The 19724-nt window shown below is 72.7% G+C and carries 19 protein-coding genes; 11 read left to right on the top strand and 8 right to left on the bottom strand.

Annotation, left to right across the window (positions count from 1 at the left end; all coding sequences use genetic code 11):
* The first annotated feature begins 18 nt into the window (after positions 1-18).
* The 4 genes from ACCP09_RS27675 to ACCP09_RS27660 all read left to right on the top strand — a co-directional run bounded on the left by ACCP09_RS27675 (position 19) and on the right by ACCP09_RS27660 (position 3679).
* Complete coding sequence (locus tag ACCP09_RS27675) at positions 19-1044, top strand: hypothetical protein (protein ID WP_433751511.1); 1026 nt, start codon at positions 19-21, stop codon at positions 1042-1044.
* A gap of 35 nt (positions 1045-1079) precedes the next feature.
* Positions 1080-2120, top strand: coding sequence for a hypothetical protein (locus ACCP09_RS27670; RefSeq protein ID WP_433751509.1), 1041 nt, complete (start codon positions 1080-1082; stop codon positions 2118-2120).
* A gap of 69 nt (positions 2121-2189) precedes the next feature.
* On the top strand, positions 2190-3044 hold the full coding sequence (locus ACCP09_RS27665) for a hypothetical protein (RefSeq protein ID WP_269462683.1): 855 nt from the start codon (positions 2190-2192) through the stop codon (positions 3042-3044).
* Positions 3044-3679, top strand: coding sequence for a helix-turn-helix domain-containing protein (locus ACCP09_RS27660; protein WP_027933050.1), 636 nt, complete (start codon positions 3044-3046; stop codon positions 3677-3679). Before ACCP09_RS27665 ends, ACCP09_RS27660 begins: the two co-directional genes overlap by 1 nt.
* On the opposite strand, the gene ACCP09_RS27655 is transcribed toward ACCP09_RS27660, so the two are convergent.
* A complete protein-coding gene (locus tag ACCP09_RS27655; RefSeq protein WP_433751507.1) occupies positions 3676-4827 on the bottom strand; it encodes an FAD-dependent oxidoreductase in 1152 nt (383 codons plus the stop codon). The two genes, ACCP09_RS27660 and ACCP09_RS27655, sit on opposite strands and share 4 nt — an antisense overlap.
* An 86-nt stretch (positions 4828-4913) precedes the next feature.
* Between ACCP09_RS27655 and ACCP09_RS27650 the strand changes: the two genes are divergently transcribed.
* The gene (locus ACCP09_RS27650; RefSeq protein ID WP_017986134.1) at positions 4914-5480 is read left to right on the top strand and encodes a TetR/AcrR family transcriptional regulator; all 567 of its coding nucleotides are present in this window, start codon (positions 4914-4916) and stop codon (positions 5478-5480) included.
* On the opposite strand, the gene ACCP09_RS27645 is transcribed toward ACCP09_RS27650, so the two are convergent.
* Complete coding sequence (locus tag ACCP09_RS27645) at positions 5477-6064, bottom strand: TMEM165/GDT1 family protein (RefSeq protein WP_027933048.1); 588 nt, start codon at positions 6062-6064, stop codon at positions 5477-5479. The two genes, ACCP09_RS27650 and ACCP09_RS27645, sit on opposite strands and share 4 nt — an antisense overlap.
* A gap of 110 nt (positions 6065-6174) precedes the next feature.
* On the bottom strand, positions 6175-7047 hold the full coding sequence (locus ACCP09_RS27640; RefSeq protein ID WP_433751505.1) for an NmrA/HSCARG family protein: 873 nt from the start codon (positions 7045-7047) through the stop codon (positions 6175-6177).
* Between the two features lie 161 nt (positions 7048-7208).
* Between ACCP09_RS27640 and ACCP09_RS27635 the strand changes: the two genes are divergently transcribed.
* The 4 genes from ACCP09_RS27635 to ACCP09_RS27620 are packed head-to-tail and all read left to right on the top strand — an operon-like array spanning position 7209 to position 14112.
* On the top strand, positions 7209-8690 hold the full coding sequence (locus ACCP09_RS27635) for a cytochrome ubiquinol oxidase subunit I (protein ID WP_123684279.1): 1482 nt from the start codon (positions 7209-7211) through the stop codon (positions 8688-8690).
* A 9-nt stretch (positions 8691-8699) separates the two neighbouring features.
* On the top strand, positions 8700-9707 hold the full coding sequence (gene cydB / locus ACCP09_RS27630; RefSeq protein WP_027933046.1) for a cytochrome d ubiquinol oxidase subunit II: 1008 nt from the start codon (positions 8700-8702) through the stop codon (positions 9705-9707).
* Positions 9704-12952 carry a thiol reductant ABC exporter subunit CydD gene (gene cydD, locus ACCP09_RS27625; protein WP_433751502.1) on the top strand — a complete coding sequence of 1083 codons (3249 nt, stop codon included), beginning with the start codon at positions 9704-9706 and terminating at the stop codon, positions 12950-12952. The genes cydB and cydD overlap by 4 nt, the downstream gene beginning before the upstream one ends.
* Before the next feature lie 8 nt (positions 12953-12960).
* On the top strand, positions 12961-14112 hold the full coding sequence (locus ACCP09_RS27620; RefSeq protein ID WP_027933044.1) for a GAF domain-containing sensor histidine kinase: 1152 nt from the start codon (positions 12961-12963) through the stop codon (positions 14110-14112).
* On the opposite strand, the gene ACCP09_RS27615 is transcribed toward ACCP09_RS27620, so the two are convergent.
* Positions 14040-14840, bottom strand: a complete 801-nt coding sequence (locus ACCP09_RS27615) for an NAD(P)-dependent oxidoreductase (RefSeq protein WP_378363728.1) — start codon at positions 14838-14840, stop codon at positions 14040-14042. The genes ACCP09_RS27620 and ACCP09_RS27615 overlap by 73 nt on opposite strands.
* Before the next feature lie 84 nt (positions 14841-14924).
* Between ACCP09_RS27615 and ACCP09_RS27610 the strand changes: the two genes are divergently transcribed.
* Positions 14925-15569, top strand: coding sequence for a GntR family transcriptional regulator (locus ACCP09_RS27610; RefSeq protein WP_123684276.1), 645 nt, complete (start codon positions 14925-14927; stop codon positions 15567-15569).
* 3 nt (positions 15570-15572) lie between these two features.
* Here ACCP09_RS27610 and ACCP09_RS27605 read toward each other — a convergent pair whose 3' ends face one another.
* The gene (locus ACCP09_RS27605; protein ID WP_026153689.1) at positions 15573-16058 is read right to left on the bottom strand and encodes a MarR family winged helix-turn-helix transcriptional regulator; all 486 of its coding nucleotides are present in this window, start codon (positions 16056-16058) and stop codon (positions 15573-15575) included.
* Positions 16059-16102: 44 nt separating this feature from the next.
* Between ACCP09_RS27605 and ACCP09_RS27600 the strand changes: the two genes are divergently transcribed.
* Positions 16103-17158 carry an FUSC family protein gene (locus ACCP09_RS27600; protein ID WP_433751500.1) on the top strand — a complete coding sequence of 352 codons (1056 nt, stop codon included), beginning with the start codon at positions 16103-16105 and terminating at the stop codon, positions 17156-17158.
* A 1-nt stretch (position 17159) separates the two neighbouring features.
* On the opposite strand, the gene ACCP09_RS27595 is transcribed toward ACCP09_RS27600, so the two are convergent.
* The 3 genes from ACCP09_RS27595 to ACCP09_RS27585 are packed head-to-tail and all read right to left on the bottom strand — an operon-like array spanning position 17160 to position 19632.
* The gene (locus tag ACCP09_RS27595; RefSeq protein WP_017986145.1) at positions 17160-17786 is read right to left on the bottom strand and encodes a response regulator; all 627 of its coding nucleotides are present in this window, start codon (positions 17784-17786) and stop codon (positions 17160-17162) included.
* A gap of 14 nt (positions 17787-17800) precedes the next feature.
* The gene (locus ACCP09_RS27590; RefSeq protein ID WP_433751498.1) at positions 17801-18235 is read right to left on the bottom strand and encodes a DUF1905 domain-containing protein; all 435 of its coding nucleotides are present in this window, start codon (positions 18233-18235) and stop codon (positions 17801-17803) included.
* Positions 18232-19632, bottom strand: a complete 1401-nt coding sequence (locus ACCP09_RS27585; protein WP_433751496.1) for a carboxylesterase/lipase family protein — start codon at positions 19630-19632, stop codon at positions 18232-18234. The genes ACCP09_RS27590 and ACCP09_RS27585 overlap by 4 nt, the downstream gene beginning before the upstream one ends.
* Positions 19633-19724: the final 92 nt, after the last annotated feature.

Here is a 19724-nt window from a genome sequence, read left to right as displayed (position 1 = left end):
CATTCCGACTGGCGGACCGTGGAATTCACCCGGCAGCGTGTCTACGAGCCGCACCTCGGCGAACCGGCGGCGACCGATCCGCTCGAGGTCGAGATCGTCGAGAAGACGCGTGGTCGCCTGATCACGTCGAGCGTGCTTTACGCCCTCCCGGTCGCACTGGCGGTCCTGTTCCGGCTCACCGGTCCCGCGGTCTGGACGGTGACCGCGGTGCTCACCGTGCTGGCGGCGTTGTCGGTGTGGACGCTGGCCTGCCGGATCCGGCCGCTGGGCCGGCTGCTCCGGATGCCTGCCGCCGTCCTCACGCCGGGGCCGGGGCACCTGTTGGTGTCGGACCGGACGGTGAGCATCGCGTTGCCCGGGCCGCAGCCGCGCTGGGTCGTCGCGCGGATGCCCCGCTCGAAGCGGCTCCTGCTGGCGCGCGAGCGCCGCGTGTTCATGCTCGGGCCGGACGCGCGCGGCCGGCTCGTGTTGCGGGTGCCGGGCAGCATCATCGGGCAGTTCGGCCGCGTGCGGACCGCACCCGCGCCCGGATCCCGGGATCCCGGTGAGGTCGCACCGGACGCGGTGGTGATCGCGTTCGTCCGTGAACTCCGGCTACGGGCGGCGCTCGTGTCCACGGCCTTCCTGGTCGCCGGAGCGTTCGTGTGGGTGCTCGCCGAAGCGGGCGCGGAGGCGTTCGGCTTCCCGCGCCCGAACGGCGTGACGGCCGTGTTCTGCGTGGCCTACGCCTTGCTCGGTGTCGCCCGGCCAGTGCAGGTCCGGAGCATCGCACGGGCGGTGCGCACCCAGCCGTGGACCGAACTCGGCGTCACCCTGGACACACCGGTCGAACCACACGCCACGGGCACCGGGAACGCGATGGGGCGGGTGACCCTGCCCGGCGGGCGGGTCGCGCGGGTTCGGTTCGGGCGCCAGCCGCTCGACCTGCTGGTCAACGTGCGCGAGACGCAGCGACTGTGGGTGCTGGGCGTGCCGGAGCGGGGCCGCAAGCTCGTGGCCGGGGTGCCAGGTCACCCGGTGCTCGGGCACGTCCGGCTGGACTGAGGTAACGCCGGTGGCCGCTTGATCGACTCGGAGGTGTGGAACCCACCCAGGAGCGCGTGCTCGTCCACGAGCCGCACCACGGCGAACCGGCCGCGACGGACTCGCTCGAACTCGAGATCGTCTCCAAGCAGCGCAACCGCCTGATCAACTCGATGGTCGTCTACGTGGTCGGGGGCGGTCTGGTGGCGGCGCTGGACCCCGGCCCGTCTTCGGCCGGCTTCGCGGCGATCCTCGCCGCCGTCACCGTCCTCCAGTTGTGGCTGTTGTTCTTCCGGGTGCTGCCGTGCCGCAAGCTGCTCGCCTACCCGGCGGTCCTGCTCACCCCGGGCCCGGGGCAGTTGCTGGTGTCCGGGTCCAAGGTCAGCGTCGCGCTGCCCGGGCCCGAGCCGCGCTGGCTGGTCGTTCGGCTGCCCGCCTCGAAGCGGATCCTGCTGGCCGGGTTGCGGCGCCTCTACTTCATCGGCCCCGACCCGCGCGGCCGCGTGCTGGTCGGGCTGCCCGGCGGGATGAACGGCCGGTTCGGACGGATCCGGACGGCGCCCGAGCCGGGTTCGGTGGAATCGGCCGAGCAGTCGCGGCCGCTGGTGGCGGCCCTGCGGGACCCGGTGGTGACCACCTTCCTGCGCGAGGTCCGGCTGCGGTCGTGGGGGATGGCCGGGTTCTTCGTGCTGCTCGCCGCCGGGATCTGGGCCGTGGGCAACCTCGTCTTCGACCTGCCCGCGACCGGCACGTTCACGACGATCCTCGCCGTCGTCTACGCCGCGACCGGGCTGCTCATGCCGGTCCGCGTCGCCACCCTGTCCTCGGCCGTGCGGGAGCAGCCCTGGCAGGAACTGCACGCCACGCTCGACACCGCGATCACGCCGGGCGCCTCGGGCGCGGTCGGCAAGGCGGCGGGCCGCGTGTTGCTCCCCGATGGTGAGGCCGTGGTCCGGTTCCAGCGGGTGCCGCTCGACCTGCTGGTCAATGTGCGCGACACGCAGCGCCTGTGGGTGCTCGGTGCGCCGGAACGCGGCCGTCGCGTAGTGGCCGGGCTGCCCGGGTATCCCGTTCTCGCGTTGGTGAACCTCCGGTGAACTGTCCGGGGGGCGTACGCGTTTGTCCGGTTCCCGTACGCTACTAGCGTGTCCCATGTGTCAAGCGCTGTGGAACTCACGCCCCCCGGCCCCCGCGGAATTCCGCCCCTCTTCGCGCGGCTCGTAGACGACTCGGCGCTCTTCCCGCCCGGAACGGCCACCATGCCGGACGCGCTGCGGAACTACCTGGCCGGCCGCGAGGGCGACCACGCGGGCCTGCTCGGTGTGTTCCTGTGCCAGGCGTCCCGCCTGCCGGAGCTGATCACCGAGCTGATCAAGATCAAGCCGAAGCAGCCGCTGCCGCTGTCGCTGATCATCGACACCGGTCTCGGCGGCGTGCCGAAGGCGATCTCGATCGTCGAGTCCCGCAGCGAGCTGCTGTCGCTGCGCATGGTCGAGATGCCGGCGCCCTCGGACGTCGACGAGGTGTGGCTGGAGCGCGTTTCGGAGTTCGTGCCAGAGGACGTGATCCGCGTGGTCGAGCCGCGGCGCGGGGTGGGCTGGCTGGACGGCGTGCGGCGCGTGATCGAGCACGGCAGCTGGCCCAAGATCCGCTGCGGCGGCCAGTCCAGTGAGAACTTCCCCAGCGTCGACGAGGTCGCCGACTTCCTCGCCGTCCTGTCCGGCTCGCCCGGCGCCTCCTTCAAGGCCACCAACAGCCTGCACCGTGCGGTCCGGCACGACGACCCGGACAACGGCATCGCCCACCACGGTTTCCTGAACCTGCTCGTCGCGGTGGCCCGCAGCCTGTCCGGTGGGGACGTCCGCGAGGCGCTCGCCTCCACCGACGGCGAGGCGCTCGCCGCGGAGGCGAAGTCGCTGTCCGAGCCGGCCGCGAAGGCGGTGCGCGCGCTGTTCGCGTCCTACGCCTGCGACAGCTTCGAGGCTCCGGTCGCCGACCTCGAGGCGCTCGGCCTGCTGTAGTGACCGCCGAAGGCTCGCTGACCCTCGACCGCGGCCTGGCGTTGCTGCAGGCCGTGGCCGACGCCGACGGCGACGCGGCGACGATTTCGGAGCTGGCGACCGCGATCGGCGCCAGCCGTGCCGCGGTCTACCGGCTGCTGGTGCCGCTGTCCGCGCGCGGCCTGGTGTGGCGCGACGGCAGCAAGGTCCGGCTGGGCATCGGCGTGCTGCGGCTGGCCGGGCAGGTCGTCCCGCAGCTGCGCGAGGCGGCCCGGCCGGCCCTGCGCGAGCTGGCGGAGAAGGCAGGCGCGACCGCCTACCTGTCGATCGCCGAGGGTGATCTGGTCGAGCCGGTCGTCACGGTCGAGCCCTCGTGGACGGACTTCCACGTGTCCTACCGGGTCGGCGCGCGCCACCCGATCGGTGTCGGCGCCGCCGGGAAAGCGCTGACCCTGCGTCGCGGCAGCCGCGGCTGGGCGGCGGTCACCGGCGAACCGCAGCGCGGGACCTCGGGGGTCGCCGCGCCGGTGCGGGGCGTGCCGGGCCTGCGCGCGGCGGTCGGGGTGATCGCGCTGGGGCCGCTCAACGCGGACACCGTGGGCCCCCAGGTGGTCGCGGCCGCCGCCGCGGTCGCCGAGGTCCTGCGCGGGGACTAACGGGCGCGGCGGTACTCGGCGGCCGCTGCCTCGTACTTCCGGTGCTCGGCCGCGTGGTCCGGCGCGTCGTCCGGGTCGGCCGAGCTGACGAACTCCTGGAGCGCCAGGTTCGCGCCCACCGCCAGTTCACCGGCCCGCGCGAGCATTCCCTTCTCGTAGCGGTTGATCGCGGCGTCCAGCGTGGGCTCGTCAGCGATCGCGTGCGCCAGTTCCGCGCCGTCGAGCAGGGCCAGGTTCGCGCCGAACCCGCCGAACGGGGCCATCACGTGCGCCGCGTCGCCGAGCAGGGTCACGCCCGCGGTGTGCGGCCAGGTCAGCGGCGCCGGCAGGACGTGGATCGGCCGCTCGACGACGGCGTCCCAGTCGGTCAGCGCAGGCCGGAAGACGTCGGCCCAGTGGGCGAACTCGTCGAGCAGGAAGCGCTTCACTGCCTTGGGATCGTGCACCGCGATGCGGTCGCCGCGCACCACCAGGTAGCCGCGGATGAGGCCGTTGCTGTTGCGCTGCAGGATGATGCCGTGTCCGTCGCCGTCGTTGGCGAACATCTGCCCGGCGCCGGTCAGCGCGGCGACCCCGGGGTGGCGGGTGTCGACGTCGTCGAAGCGGACGTCGAGGAAGCTGACGCCGGTGTATCTCGCGGTGGCGTCGGTGACCAGCGGCCGGACCCGGGACCAGGCGCCGTCCGCGCCGATCACCAGGTCGGTTTCGGTGGCCGGGCCGTCGGCGAACTCCAGCCGGTGCCTGCCGCCGCCGAGCGGGACGGCGCGGACCAGCTTGTGTCCCCAGTGGACGGTGCCGGGTTCGACACTCGACGCCAGCAGCGCACGCAACTGGCCGCGGTCGATCTCCGGGGCCGCGAGGTCGTCGTCGGCGGGCACGAAGGCATTGAGGACCGTGCCGTGGTGGTCGAGCCGGCTCCCGGCCTGTGACTCGGGACGGGACAGCGCCAGGAACTCGTCCAGCAACCCGGCGTCCGACATGGCGATCTGCCCGGTGTCGGCGTGCAGGTCGAGGCTGCCGCCCGCGTCCCGGGCGTCCACGGCGGCGTCGGCGTCGTACACGGTGACCTCGATGTCGTGGCGCTGGAGGACGCGGGCGCAGAGCAGGCCGCCGGGGCCGGCTCCGATGATCGTGATTCGTGCGGTCATGGTTACTTCTCCTATCTACTGAACGGGCGGTCGGTCAGTGGATAGGCTAGCTGAACGGGCGGTCGGTCAGCAAGTAAACTGGGCACATGGCCACGAGGGAGGACCGGCGCAGCGGCGCCGAGACGCGAGCCGAGATCCTGCGCGTCGCGCTGCGGTTGTTCATCGAGAAGGGGTACGAGGGCACCTCGACCAGGGATATCAGCACCGCGCTCGGCATCACGAAGTCGGCGCTCTACTACCACTTCCCAAGCAAGGAGGCGATCGTCACGAGCCTCCTGACCGAGCGCCGGAAGGAGCTCGCCGAGCTTGTCGAGTGGATCCGCGCGCAGCCGGCGTCACCCGATCTGCTGCGCCGGGCCGCGCTGCGCTGGATCGACGGCACGACGTCCGAGCGGCTCGACGGCATGCGGCTGATGCACGCCAACGGCCCCGTGCTGCGGAAATTGCTCGACGACGGCGCCGACGTGCGATCGGAGTTCGAGCAGGTCGTCGACCTGCTCGTGCCCGGCGACGCCACCCCGGCCGACCGGCTGCTGGTGCGGATGGCCTTCGACACCGTGGGCGCCGCGCTGCTGGCCGCCCAGCGGACGGACGCGAGCCCCGAAGACGTGCTGGCCGCGGCCCGCCGGGCGACGATCGCGTTGACGGGCTAGGCGAACGCCTGCACGAGCGCCAGCAGCGCGAACACCGCGAACGCGAACCCGGCGATGCGCTGCAGCAGCTTCGGCTTGAGGCGGCCCCGCACCTTGTGCCCGATGAACACCGCGACCGCGGCCACCGTGATCAGCGCGAGCAGCGAGCCGGCGCCGACCATCAGCGGGTGCCCGTAGCGGGCGCTCAACCCGGCAGTCGCCAGCTGGGACGCGTCGCCCCATTCGGCGGCGAACAGCACGCCGAACGAGGTGGCCGCCGAGCGCAGGAACGTCACCGGCTTCACGCCCTGCCGGGCCGCGTCCTCGCCGCTCTCGTCGGCCGTCGAGAAGCCTTCGCGCAGCAGCAGGACGGCCCCGAGCCCGAACAACGCGGCGACGACCGCCGCGACCAGGCTCTCCGGCAGCAGCGTCAGCGCGCGGCCGAAGAGCACCGCGATCGTGGATTGGACGGCGAACGCCACGGAAACCCCGACGAGGACCGGCCACGCGCGGAAACGGGTGGTCAGCACGAGGGTGGCGATCATCGTCTTGTCCGGCAGCTCCACGGCCAGGACAAGGACGTACGCGCTGAGCAGTGCCAGCAGTGCGGTACTCACGGTGATTTCCACTCCCCTTTCACTGCAACGATAAAGGGGAGCGCCGGCAATTGCCAGCAGATCGGTTTCGCGAATTGCCGGTTTTCGGCTCGCCAGAATTATTTCTGGCTCGGGCGCAGATTTTTCTTCGCCGCGCCGAAACCTGCCTTGAGCTGGGCAGAACCGGTCCGCTCCAGCCACTGGGCGAAGGTCATCAGCGCTGGTTGGAGCGCTCGTAACGCGGCGATGTCGACGGGCGGCTCGGGGTTGTTGTTGAGGTATTCGTAACCCTGGGCGAAGCGTGGATTCACGCGACGCAACTCGTCGATCGGGAGCTGTTCGTAGGGCACTGTGACGCCGATCGCCGCGCTGATGGCCGCGGCCACCTCGCCCGGGGTCAGCGCGTCCCCGGCGAGGGTCAGCGTGCGGCCGTCGAGCCGCCCCGCGAACCCGTCCGCAGCGAACGCGGCGATGTCGTCCAGTGCGATCAGCTGCTGCCGGACGTGCGGCGCGAGCGCGGTCCGCAGAGCGCCGTCCCGCAGGCCGAACAGCGGGTTCAGGTAGTTCTCCATGAACGACGACGGCCGCAGGATCGTGTACGGCATCCCGCTCGCCGCCAGGTACTGCTCGACCTCCCACTTCGCCGCCTGGAACACGTCGGCCGCGAGGGCCGAGCTGTAGACCAGGCGCCGTACGCCGGCCCGCCGCGCGACGTCGACGACCAGTTTCCCGGCGCGGACCTCGTCCTGTCCGGGCGCCAGCGGTCCGGGGTGCACGCTGAACACGCCGTAGGCGCCCGCCGCCGCGGCGGTCACCGAACTCTCGTCTTCCAGGTCGCCGCGCACCACCTCGGCGCCCGCGGCAGCCAGGTCCCGGGCCCGTGCCGGGTCGCGGGTGAGCGCCCGCACCCGCCAGCCGTCGGCCAGCAGCCGCCGCGCGACCGCCCCGCCCTGCTGCCCGGTGGCTCCGGTGACCAGTACCAGCTCGTTCATGACTTCCTCCCAGAAGCGGGGCGCACGCCCCGGTTAATCCGGAAGATACGGAACGATCGCCCCGCTTGTCAAAGCCGTGTCGGTGACCGGGACCTAGGTCCCGGCAAGATCAGGACCCCGGGACCTGATGCCGGGCGGGGGAACAGAGCAGTCTGAATGACGTGGACGTGCTCCAGCTGGCGCGGTGGCAGTTCGGGATCACCACCGTCTACCACTTCCTCATGGTCCCGCTCACCATCGGACTGTCGGTCCTCGTCGCGGGGATGCAGACCGCGTGGGTCCGCACCGGTGAGCAGCGCTACTACAAGATGACCAAGTTCTGGGGGAAGCTCCTGCTGGTCAACTTCGCCATGGGCGTGGTGACCGGCATCGTCCAGGAGTTCCAGTTCGGGATGAACTGGAACGCATACTCCCGCTTCGTCGGTGACGTGTTCGGGGCGCCACTGGCGATGGAGGGCCTGGTCGCCTTCTTCGTCGAGTCGACGTTCCTCGGCCTGTGGATCTTCGGCTGGGACCGGCTGCCGAAGAAGGTGCACCTGGCTTGCGCCTGGGCGTTCTCGCTGGCCACGATCGCCTCCGCGTACTTCATCCTCGCCGCGAACTCGTGGATGCAGCACCCGGTCGGCGCCGAGATCGTCGACGGCAAGCCGACGCTCAACTCGATCTGGGCGGTGCTCACCAACAACACCGCGCTCGCCGCGATCCCGCACACCATCGCCGGCGCGTTCTCGGTCGCCGCCGCGTTCCTCGTCGGCATCGCCGCATGGCACCTGTGGCGCAAGCGCAAGACCGACGACGAGCACCGCGCGGTGTGGCGGTCGTCGATTCGCCTGGGCGGCTGGACCGGCATCGTCGCGTTCGCCGTGCTCGCCATCACCGGCGACGTCCAGGGCAAGCTGATGTTCGAGCAGCAGCCGATGAAGATGGCCTCGGCCGAGGCGCTCTGCCACACCGAGCAGCCCGCCAGCTTCTCGATCATCGCGGTCGGCGACGTCACGTCGGAGAACTGCGAGGACGTCAAGACGTTCAACGTGCCGGCGCTGCTGTCCTTCCTGGCGCACAGCGACTTCACCACCGAGGTCAAGGGCGTCGAGGACCTCGTCACCGAGTACCAGGCGCGTTACGGCACGAACTACCCGGACGACCCGCAGCTCGGCGAGCTGGCCGGCAAGCCGATCGACTACGTGCCGAACCTCCCGGTGACCTACTGGGGCTTCCGGATCATGATCGGCTTCGGTGCGATCTCGGCGGGCACCGGACTGCTGGCGCTCTGGCTGACGCGCAAGAACAAGATCCCGGACACCAAGTGGTTCCCGCGCCTGGCGTTGCTGAGCATCGCGACGCCGTTCATCGCGAACAGCGCGGGCTGGATCTTCACCGAGATGGGGCGGCAGCCGTTCGTCGTGGTGCCCAATCCGTCCGGTGTGGACGGTGTGTGGATGTTCACCGCGCAAGCGGTGTCGCGGATCTCCACCGGTGAGGTGTGGACCTCGCTGATCGCACTGACCACCTTGTACGCCGTGCTCGGCGTGGTCGAGGTGTTCCTGATCCGCAAGTACGTCCGCGGCGGCATCGAGGGTGTGATCCCGCCCAAGTCCGATCACGACCAGGAGGGCAAGGATGAGCTTGCCTTCGCCTACTAGGGAACGGCCATGACCCTGGAAACCATCTGGTTCTGCATCATCGTGCTCTTCTGGCTGGGGTACCTGTTCCTGGAGGGCTTCGACTTCGGCGTCGGCATGCTGCTGCCGATCCTCGGCCGCGACAACACCGAGCGGCGGGTCATGATCAACACGATCGGCCCGGTGTGGGACGGCAACGAGGTCTGGCTGATCGTCGCGGCAGGCGCGATGTTCGCCGCCTTCCCCGGCTGGTACGCGTCGTTGTTCTCGGCCACCTACCTGCCGTTGCTGCTGGTGCTGCTCGCGCTCATCGGCCGCGGGGTCGCGTTCGAGTACCGCGGCAAGGTCGACTCGGAGCGCTGGCGGCGCAACTGGGACCGCGTGATCATGATCGGCTCGTGGGTCCCGCCGCTGGGCGTCGGGCTGCTGCTGACCACCACGGTCCTCGGGCTGCCGCTCGACGAGCACGGCAACCGGATCGGCGGTGCGTTCGAGGCGGTGCGCTGGGACACACTGCTCGGCGCGCTCGCCGTCGTCGGGTTCGCGCTGGTGCACGGCGCGGCGTTCCTGGCTCTGAAGACCGCGGGGGACCTGCGGGAACGGGCGCGGCTGTTCGCCATCCGCGCGCTGCCGGTCGCGTTGCTGCCGCTGTTCGCCCTGCTGGCGGTCGTCCAGTGGCGCGAGGGTGCACTGTGGACACTCGTGGCGCTCGCCGTCGCGGTGGTGGCCGCGGTGGTGGCCTGGCGCAAGCTGGTGGCGGACCGGGACGGGCAGGCCTTCGCCGCGCTCGGCGTCACGATCGCCGCGGCCGTGGTCACCCTGTTCGGCGCGCTCTACCCGGACGTGCTGCCCTCGACGCTCGACCCGGCGAACTCGCTGACCGTCGCGGAAACCGCGTCCAGCCCGTACACCCTCGAGGTGATCACCTGGGTCGGCGCGTTCGGCGCCCCGGCCGTGCTGGTCTACCAGGGCTGGACGTACTGGGTGTTCCGCAAGCGGATCAGCGCCGCCCACATCCCGCCGGTGCACACCCCATGAGCTTTCCCGGACGCTCCGTCCTTCCCGCACCGGTGTCCACAACGGACACCACGCGTCCGGGAAAGGGTCCGCTCGGCGCGCTGCCCCTGTTGTCCGCGGCCGCGCGCCGGGCGCTCGCCCTCTCCGGTCTGCTCGCGCTCGGCAACGCCGCGGCGCTGGTCGCGCAGGCCTTCCTGCTCGCCTCGGTCTGCGCGGCGGTGGTCGCCGGGCACGGCGTCGGCACCGGTCAGCTGGTCGCTCTCGGCGGGGTGGTCGTAGCCCGTGCGCTGGTCGCGTGGGCGCTGCGGGTGGTCGCCGCGCGGGCCGCGGCCGGGGCCAAGGAAGAACTGCGGGCGAAGGTCGTCGACCACGCGCTGCGGCTCGGTCCGGAGTGGATCGCGCGGCGCGGGCCGGGCGAGCTGACCGCGCTCACCACCAAGGGCCTGGACGCGCTCGACGCCTACTTCACCGACTACCTGCCCGCGCTGGTCACCGCCGCGGTGGTGCCGCTCGGCGCGGGCGCGGCCGTGTTGTTCGCCGACTGGCCGTCCGCGGTGATCATCGCGCTGACCGTGCCGTTGCTGCCGCTGTTCGCGATCCTCGTCGGCAAGTACACCGCGGACCGCTCGGCCGCCGCGAGCGACGCGCTGCAGCGGATGTCCGGCCACCTGCTGGAACTCGTGCGCGCGCTGCCGGTGCTGGCCGCGTTCCGCCGCGCGGAGGCGCAGGCCGAGGCGGTGCGGCGGGTGTCCGAGAAGCACCGGCAGGCGACCCTGAAGACGTTGAAGGTCGCGTTTTCCTCGGCGTTCGTGCTGGAACTGGCCGCGACGCTGTCGGTGGCGCTGGTCGCCGTGGTCATCGGCGTGCGGCTGGTGGGCGGCGACCTGTCGCTCGCGATCGGGCTCGGCGTGCTGATCCTCGCGCCGGAGTGCTACCAGCCGCTGCGCGCGGTGGGCGCGGCCTTCCATGCCAGCGAGGACGGGGTCGAGGCGGTCCGCCGCGTCACCGATGTGCTCGCCGAACCGGTCGCGCCGGAGGGCACCGCGATCCCCGGCCGCGGGGAGGTGCGGGTCGAGGGTCTGCGGGTGGCGCGTCGCGGCGGTTTCGCGCCGGACGGCGAGACGTTCACACTGCGGCCGGGCACGCTGACCCGGCTCGATTCGCCGAGCGGCGCCGGCAAGTCGACCACGCTCGCCGTCCTGCTGGGCTTCGTGCGGCCGTCCGCCGGGACGGTGCTGGTCGACGGCCTGCCGCTGAGCGAGGTCGACATGTCGGCCTTCCGCCGGGACATCGCGTGGGTGCCGCAGAACCCGGCGTTCACCGGTGGCACCGTGCGGGCCGAGCTGGACCTGGCGGTCGCGGAGCCGCCGGACCCGGTCGAGGTCGACGCGCTGCTCATCGAACTCAACCTCGCCGGCCTGGCGGACGCTCCGGTGCACGAGCTGTCCACCGGGCAGCGGCAACGCGTCGCGGTCGCGCGGGCGCTGCTGCGGGTCCGGCACGGGGCCTGGCTGCTGCTGCTCGACGAGCCCACCGCGCACCAGGACGCCGCCAACGCCGCCCTGGTCGACGCCGCCATCGCGTCGACACTGCCGCTGGGCACCGCGGTCCTCCTCGCCGCGCACCACCGGGACAACCACGTCGCGGTCGTCCACGCGGTGACGCCCGCGCCACACGCCACGACTGCCGCCGAGGCGCAGACGTCGACGTTGCGGGGCGTGGTGAGCCGGCGGTTCCTCGGCGGCGCCGTGGTCGGTGCGCTCGCGTTGCTGGCCGGTGTGGCCCTGACCGCGACCTCGGGCTGGCTCATCGCCAAGGCCTCGTTCCAGCCGCCGATCCTGACGCTGACCGTCGCCGTCGTCGGGGTGCGTGCCTTCGGGCTCGGTCGCGCGGCACTGCGGTACCTGGAACGGCTGATCACACACGACGCCGCGTTCCGCATCGCCGGGCAGCTGCGGGTGCGGCTGTGGCGCGGGCTGGTCCGGCTCGGGCCCGCCCGCGCGCTCGGCCTGAGGTTCGGCGAGGGGCAGCGGCGGCTGGTCGCCGACGTCGACACGGTCCGCGACCTGCTGCCGCGTGTGGTCACGCCGCCGCTGGTCGCGGTGCTGGTGCTGGCCGGGGCGATCGCCGTGCAGACGGTCCTGCTGCCGGTCGCCGGGCTCGTGCTCGCCGTCGCGGTGCTGGTCGGCGCGCTCGCCGCGCCCGCGCTCGCGTTGCGGCTGGAGCGCCGGGCGACCACCGCGCTCGCCGAGGGGCGCCGGACGGTGAGCGCCCGGGTGCTCGGCTTGTTCGAGTCGGCGGCCGAGCTGATCGCGTCCGGCGCGCACCGGCGGCGCCGCGCCGAGCTGGCGGAGGCCGACGACCGGCTGGTGCACCAGGCGCGGCGCCAGGCCTTCGGGGCGGGCGCGGCCGACGCGCTGATCACCCTGGTCACCGGCGCGGCCGCGGTCGCCGGCGTCGGGCTGGCCGCGGGTTCCGGCATCGACCCGGTGCTCGCGCCCGTCCTGGCCCTGGTGCCGCTGGCGCTGGCGGAGGTCCTCGCGACGCTGCCGCCGGTGGCCCAGCACTGGGACGCGCTGCGCACCTCGATGGCCCGGATCGCGGACGTGGAACGCGCGCGGCCGGAGCCGCCCGTTCCCACCGGGCCGATCGCCTTCGAGCACGCCGACATCGGCTGGACCACGCCGGTGCTGCGGGACGTCGACCTGCGCATCCCGGCCGGCACGCACGTGGCAGTCGTCGGCCCGTCCGGCGCGGGCAAGTCGACGCTGCTCGCCGCGCTGCTCGGGTTCCTGCCCGCCCAGCGCGGGCGGCTCACCACCGCCGCCGAGGTCGCCTGGGCGCCGCAGGAACCGCAGCTGGTCTCCACCACCGTCGCGGAGAACCTGCGGCTGGCCGATCCGCACGCCGACGACGCCCAACTCCGCGAAGCCCTGCGCCTGGCCTGCCTGGACCTGCCGCTGGACACCGTGCTCGGCGGCGCGGGCAGCGGCCTGTCCGGCGGGCAGGCGCAGCGGCTCGCGGTCGCGCGGGCGCTGGTCGCGGCGCCGCGCGCGGACCTCGTCCTGCTCGACGAGCCGACCGCGCACCTCGACGAGCCGACCGCGCGCCGCCTGCGGGCCAACCTGCGCACGGCACTGGCCGGCCGCACGGTCGTGCATGTGACCCACCACCCCGAGGAGGCGGCCGAGGCCGACCTCGTCGTCGAGGTGGGTGACGGGCGCGTCATCGTGCGGGAGCCGGTCCTGGAAGGCGGCTACGCTTGACCCTGCTCATGGAACCCACCCTCGCCGCCCGCGCGTTGTCCGCGGCCACGGAGATCACCACCGCCGCCCTGTCCGGCGGCGACCCCGACGCGGTCCTCGATTCGGTGGTGCGCAAGGCCGCCGAGCTCGCCGGGGCCGACCTGTGCCTGGTGATGGTCCGCGCGGACGACGGCAAGGTGTCCGTCGAAGCCGCCCACGGCAGCCACCACGAGGACCCGCGCGGCGTCGTGCTGCCCGCCGAATCCGCGGCCGGGCAGGTCGCCCGCGGTGGTGTCACGGTGGTGGCCGACGACATGACCACCGACCCGCGCACGGCCCCGTACGTGCCGTCCGAGCTGCGCCGCTTCGGCCCGTTCGCGGCCGCGCCGTTCGGTTCCGGCGGCCGGGTGCTGGGCGCGTTGGCGGTGTACCGCGAGCGGTCCGGGCGGCCGTTCGACGAGGCGACGGTCGAGGTGCTGACCGCGTTCGCCGCGCAGGTCGGCGTTGTGCTGGCGCTGGCCGAGGCCGCCAACGACCGGCACCGGATCACGCTCTACCAGGAGCGCGAGCGCATCGCCCGCGAGCTGCACGACGTGATCGTGCAGCGGTTGTACGCGGCGGGCATGCAGCTGGACCGGGTGCGCCGCCGCATGCGCAAGCGGTTCGCCTCGACCGACGCGACCCGGCTCGGCGAGGCGATCGACCAGCTCGACCAGACCATCGAGGAGATCCGGCACACCGTGCGCGAGCTGCGGTCGCCGGAGCCGGAGACAGCGGAGAAGCCAGCGGCCACCGACCTGGCCGAGTCGGCGCGCGCCGAGGTGCGGATCGCGGGGGAGCTGCTCGGGTTCCCGCCCACGCTGGAGTTGTCCGGCGAGCTGGCCGACATCCCGGCCGAGCGGGCCGACCACATCCGCGCGGCGCTGCGCGAGGCGCTGTCCAATGTGGTCCGCCACTCCGGGGCCAGCGAGACCAGGGTGACGCTGGTGCGCGACAACGACGGGGTGAAGCTGCGGGTCCGCGACAACGGCGCCGGCGTGCCGCAGGACGTGCAGACCCGCGGCCTGCGCCACCTGGAGGAACGCGCCAAGCGCGCGGGCGGGAAGTTCTACCTCAACTCCTCGCCGAGCCTGGGCACGCTGGTGGCGTTCGAGCTGCCGCTGGACAAGCGCGCCAGCTGATCGCGGGACGCCGCCGCCACGTCGGCCGCGACGCCCAGCTCGCCCAGCATCTCCGCGGCGGCGGCCATTTCGGCGGTGCGGCGCTTGGCGTGCTTGACGCTGCCGGTCACCAGACGCTCCACAGTGGACTCGTCGGCGCGGGTCAGCTCCCCGACGATCACGCCGCGCAGCCAGTCCTGGACCCCCGCCGCGCGCGCGGCTTCCAGCGCCTCGACCACCGCGGCGGACATGCCCTTGAAGAACACGCTCCGCAGCAGCTTCCGTTCCGCGGCCACGCCGGCTTCGCCGGGCAGCACCTCGACCGTCGCGCCCAGCGCGCCGAGCAGCTTCGACACCGCGTCGGCGGCCGGACCGCTCGCGAGCATCGGCACCCGCAGTCCCCGGCCCGGGACCGGCGCCATGATCGCGACGTCGGCGAAGCCGACCGCGGCTTCGGCGGCGATCGCGGCGAGCTCGCGCTTCTTGCCGGGCGATGCGGTGTTGAGGTCCGCCCAGACGCCGCTGACCTTCGGCAGACCGGCCCGCAGCGCGTCCACCGCGGCGGCCGAGCTGTTCACGCTGAGCACCAGGTCCGCGCCCTCGGCCGCCGCGGCCTCGGAGTCGAACGCGGACGGCACCACCGGGTCGTAGCCGCGCACGACGGCGCCGGCCGCACGCAGGTCGCGGGCGAATTCGCCGCCCGCTTCCCCGAGCCCGAGAATGGCGACGACGGGTGGCTTACCGGACATTGCGGACTCCTCCTCGACACCGACTACCATCCGAGTAGACGATGTGCTCGACAAAATTGTCAACAAAGCGTGTGGGGAGCGGGCGTGGGAGAGCGGGCCGAGATCGAGAAGCCGGTGGTGGACGCCATCCGGGAGGCGATCATCCGCGGTGAGTTCGTGCCGAACCAGCGGCTGGTCGAGTCCGACCTGTCCGCCCAGTTCACCGCGAGCCGCGCCAACGTCCGCATCGCGCTGCTCGAACTCGCCAACGAGGGCCTGGTCGAGCGGGTGCAGAACCGCGGCGCGCGGGTCCGGGCGGTGTCGCTGGAGGAGGCCATCGAGATCTCCGAGGTGCGCATGGTCGTGGAGAGCCTGTGCGCGGAGAAGGCCGCCGAGCGCATCACCGACGAGGAGATCGGCGAACTGAAGGCCCTCGGCAAGGCGATGCGCAAGGCCGTCGCGTCCGGTGACGTCATGGGGTACTCGGGGCTGAACCAGGAGCTGCACCGCCGGGTGCGGGAGATCTCCGGCCAGCACACAGCGGGCCAGGTGCTCGAGCGGCTGCGTGCGCAGAGCGTGCGGCACCAGTTCCGGCTGGCCATGCGCCCCGGCCGTCCGTCGGTGTCGCTGCCCGAGCACCTGGCGATCATCGACGCCATCTGCGCCCACGACCCGGCCGCGGCCGCCGCGGCGATCCGGCAGCACCTGAGCAGCGTGATCGAGGCGCTGCGGGAAGCCGAACAGGCCTGAGCCTCAGCCGACGCCTTCGACGGTCTCCAGCATCACCTTCAGCAGCCGGGCCAGTTCCTCCTGCTGCTCCGGCTCCAGGTTCGCCAGCGCGGCCTTCTCGCCTTCGAGGTGCGCGGGCAGCAGCTCGTCGATCAGCGCCACGCCCCGCTCGGTCAGCCGCACCTGCACGACCCGCCGGTCGCGTTCGCTCGCCGTCCGCGACACCAGGCCGAGCCGCTCCAGGCGGTCGAGCCGCTTGGTGATCGCGGCGCCGGAGGACAGCATCTCGCGGCTGATCTGGCCGGGGTTGAGCACCTCGTTGCGCCGCAGCGCGCACAGCACGTCGAACTCGGCGCGGTTCAGGTCGTTGGCCAGCAGGAGGTCGTCGGTCGCGCGGCGGATCAGCGACGCGAGCCGCAGCACCCGGCCGACGACCGCCATCCCGGTCGTGTCGAGGCCGGGGTGCACGTCCATCCACTGGCGCCGCACTCTGTCGACGAGATCACTCACCGCTGAGCTCCTTCGTACACGAATCGTTCGGTAGTATTTTACTCGTGAATGATTTCGGCCGCCATGACCTGCTCCGCGCGCTTTCGCCGCGCGGCTGGCGGCATCTGCGCCCGGTCGACCGGGCACTGGTGTCCGCGTTACGGGCCATGACCGGGGCGAACATAGTCCTGGTCGCGGTTGTGATCGCAGGGCACACCGAGCTGGCGCCCGCCGCCGCGTTCGGCGGGATGACCGCGGTGCACGCCCGGTTCGAGCCGTACCCGGTGAGGGCCCGGCTGCTCGCCGTGATCGGCGCAGGCCTGACGCTCGCGGTCGGCCTCGGTGGGATGGCGTCGGCCGCCGGGTGGGGTCCGCTGCCGATCGCCATCCTGGTCGCGGCGGTCGCCGCGGTGGCGAAACTGGTCACGGACGGTATCCGGTCGGGGCCGCCCGGCGGGCTCATGTTCGTCTTCGCCGCGGGCACCACGTCGGCGTTCCCGGTCAGCTGGCCGGGCGTCGCCGCGCAGGTCGGCGCCGCGGCCGCAGGAGCGCTCGTCGCGTGGGTCGTCGCGTTGTCCGGGTGGCTGTTCTTCGACCACGACGGCGACCGGACCACGTCGTGGCGCGCGGGGTTGCGGGCCGCGGTGGACCGGTCGTCGCACGAGTGGCCGCGTGCGGTGAAGGTGTTCGCCGCGGTGCTGGCGGCCGGGCTGCTCGCGCACGCGCTCGGGCTCGGGCACCCGTACTGGGCGACGGTCGCGGCGGCCGCGGTGCTGCAGGCCACCCACCTGCAGCACACGATGCACCGGTTCGTGCAGCGCGTCACGGGCACGGTCGCCGGCGTCCTGGTGGCCGCGCTGCTGCTGACGCTGGACCTGCCGCAGCCGGTGAAGCTCGCGGTGATCGTCGTCGCGCTGCTCGGCGCCGAGCTGACCGTCATCCGCAACTACGCGCTCGCGATGGTGTTCGTGACGCCGCTGGTGCTGCTGCTCGGCTCGATGTCGGCGCCGGTCGACACGGTCGCCGTCACCGCGGACCGGCTGGTGGACACGGTGCTCGGCGCGGCGATCGGACTGGCCGCCGCGCTGGTCCGGCCCGGTCGCGGCTACCAGCTGGCCTGAACTACTTGGCGCGCCGCGCCACCCACGCCACGGCCTGGGTGCGGCGCTGCATGCCCAGCTTCGACAGCACCGACGTGACGTGGTTCTTCACGGTCTTCTCGGCGAGGAACAGGCGCTCGGCGATCTCCCGGTTGGACAGCCCCTCGCCGATCAGTTCCAGCACCGTGCGCTCCCGGTCGGTGAGGCTCGCCAGCTCGTCCTCGGCGGGGTGGCGCAGCTTGTCCAGGACGCGGGCCGTGGTGACCGGGTCGAGCAGCGACCGGCCGGCGGCGACCTCGCGCACCGCGTTGACGACGTCCTGCCCGCGGACCTGTTTCAGCAGGTAGCCCGAGGCGCCCGCCATGATCGCGCCGACCATCGCCTCCTCGTCGTCGAACGCGGTGAGGACCAGGCAGTACGGCGGGTTCGGCCGCGCCCGCAGCTCCCGGCACAGCGCGACGCCGTCGCCGTCCCCGAGCCGCACGTCGACGACGGCGACGTCCGGCTCGACGTGCATCGCGACGGCGAGGGCCTCGTCCGCGCTCCCCGCCTCGGCGACCACCTCGATGTCCGGCTCGTCGCTCAGCATTTCGCGCAGGCCGCGCCGCACGACCTCGTGATCGTCGACGAGCAGCACCTCGATGGCCATGACACCGAGCCTAGTCAGCGGGAGAGTTCTTCGACCGCCTTCGTGATGCGCCGCTGCCGGGTGGCGTCGGTCTTCGCGTCGGCGACCGAGAGCGTGTACCGGCGCTGCCGGCTGTAGGAGAGCTTGTCGAAGGCCGCCCGCACCCCGGCGGCTTCGAGCGCCTCGGCCAGGTCCCCGGGCACCTCCGCGACGCGGGGTTCGGTGTCCACGACGAGCTCGACCTCGACCTCGTCGCCCGCGGTCAGTCCCGCGCCCGCCCGGACCTCGGCGCTGACCGGCAGCATCGCGCGGCCCTCCATGGTGCCGACGCTGGTCCGGTACTCGTAGCCGTTGAGCCGGGCCCGGACCTTCGGCCGTCTGCCCGCGTCCAGGCCGTCCAGCACGTCGGGCGGGACCTCGATCCCGGTCGCGGTCTTCTTGCTCTGCTCGAGCGTCGCGCGGAACTTCACGCCGCCGCCTCCCAGATCCGCCGGGACGCGGCTATCGGGTCGCTGGTCACCGAGACCGGCACGTCCCAGATCCGGGTGATCCGGTGGTCCTTGTCGTACGCCGGCCAGCCCGGGTCGCCGGTCGTGGCGAAGGAGATCCACGCCTTGCGGATCTCCTTGGACAGCGTTTCGGCCTCGGGTGGGGCCGGGTTGCCCAGCAGCATCTCGGCCAGCGGGCCGGTGTAGTTGCCGAAGGTGAGCGGCACGTCGAGCGCGTGGCAGGACCGCAGGATCCCGCCGAACGCGGGCGAGCGCCAGGTCAGCTCGTAGCACCAGCTGCGTCCGGGGTGGTTCTCCGCGGACCACAGCGACGGCAGGCGGAAGGTGCGGTCGGACAGGATGAGGACGTGCAGGTCGGCGTCGGTGATGCCGGGGTGGGCGGCCCGGTACTCGGCGACGGCGCCCGCGGGCAGGCCGACGGCGTCGGCGGTCGCGGCCGGGTCGGCGCCGGAGAGGTCCTGGCCCGCGACGAAGAGGGTGAACTCGTCGTGGTTGAAGCCGGCGACCAGGTCGACCTCGGCGCGCAGGTTGTGCCAGGGCAGGCCGGTGAGCAGGTCGCCGTCGACGACCGGCCCGAACGGCGTGATCTCGCCGGGCGCCATCTGCACGGCGTGGACGGCCTCGGACGGCACCTGCGCGAAGCCGTCGAGCGTGGCCGGGACGCCGAGGGCCGCCGCGATGCGCTCGGTGGTGCGCCGCACGCGGTTCTCGGAGAGGAACCCGTGCGCGATGCTCTGCCCGATGGCGCGGCGGAACAGGCCGCGCCCGGCGTCGGAGGCGGTCAGCGCCGCGACCGACGTGCCACCGGCGGATTCGCCGAAGATCGTCACGTTGTCCGGGTCGCCACCGAAGCCGGCTATGTTCTCCTGCACCCAGCGCAGGGCCGCGAGCTGGTCCAGGAAGGCCCGGTTGGCGGGCGCCCCGGGCAGCCAGCCGAACCCCTCCAGCCCGACGCGGTAGTTGAAGGTCACGACGACGACCCCGGCGCGGGCCAGGTTGGCGCCGTCGTACTCGGGCTGCCGCGCGGTGCCGACCAGGTAGGCGCCGCCGTAGATCCAGACCATGACGGGCAGACCGCTGCCGCCGGCGTCCGGGGTCCACACGTTGACGCTCAGGGAGTCGTCCCCTTCGTCCGGCCGCCAAGCCGAGGGCATGCCGGGAAAGAGCGACCCCTGCGGCGGCGAGGCCGAAAAGCGGACCGCATCACGCGTCCCGTCCCACGACTCCGGCTCCGTAGGCGCCTGGAACCTCGCGGCACCGGTCAACGGCCCGGCGAACGGAATGCCCTTGAAGGAGCTGACCACCCCGTCAGCCACGCCACGAACGGCACCGGAACGCGTCTGCACGATGGGATCCACCGGTCGTGGATATCACGGGACCGGCCTGCTGTCACAGGTCGGACACGAGTCGTAACGCCGTTCAAACCCTGCGCGACTGAACGAAGGCGATC

This window comes from Amycolatopsis sp. 3B14, from assembly GCF_050958625.1.
In the GTDB taxonomy this organism is placed as follows: Bacteria; Actinomycetota; Actinomycetes; order Mycobacteriales; family Pseudonocardiaceae; genus Amycolatopsis_E; species Amycolatopsis_E thermoflava.
This window is presented reverse-complemented; position numbering and strand designations above follow the sequence as displayed.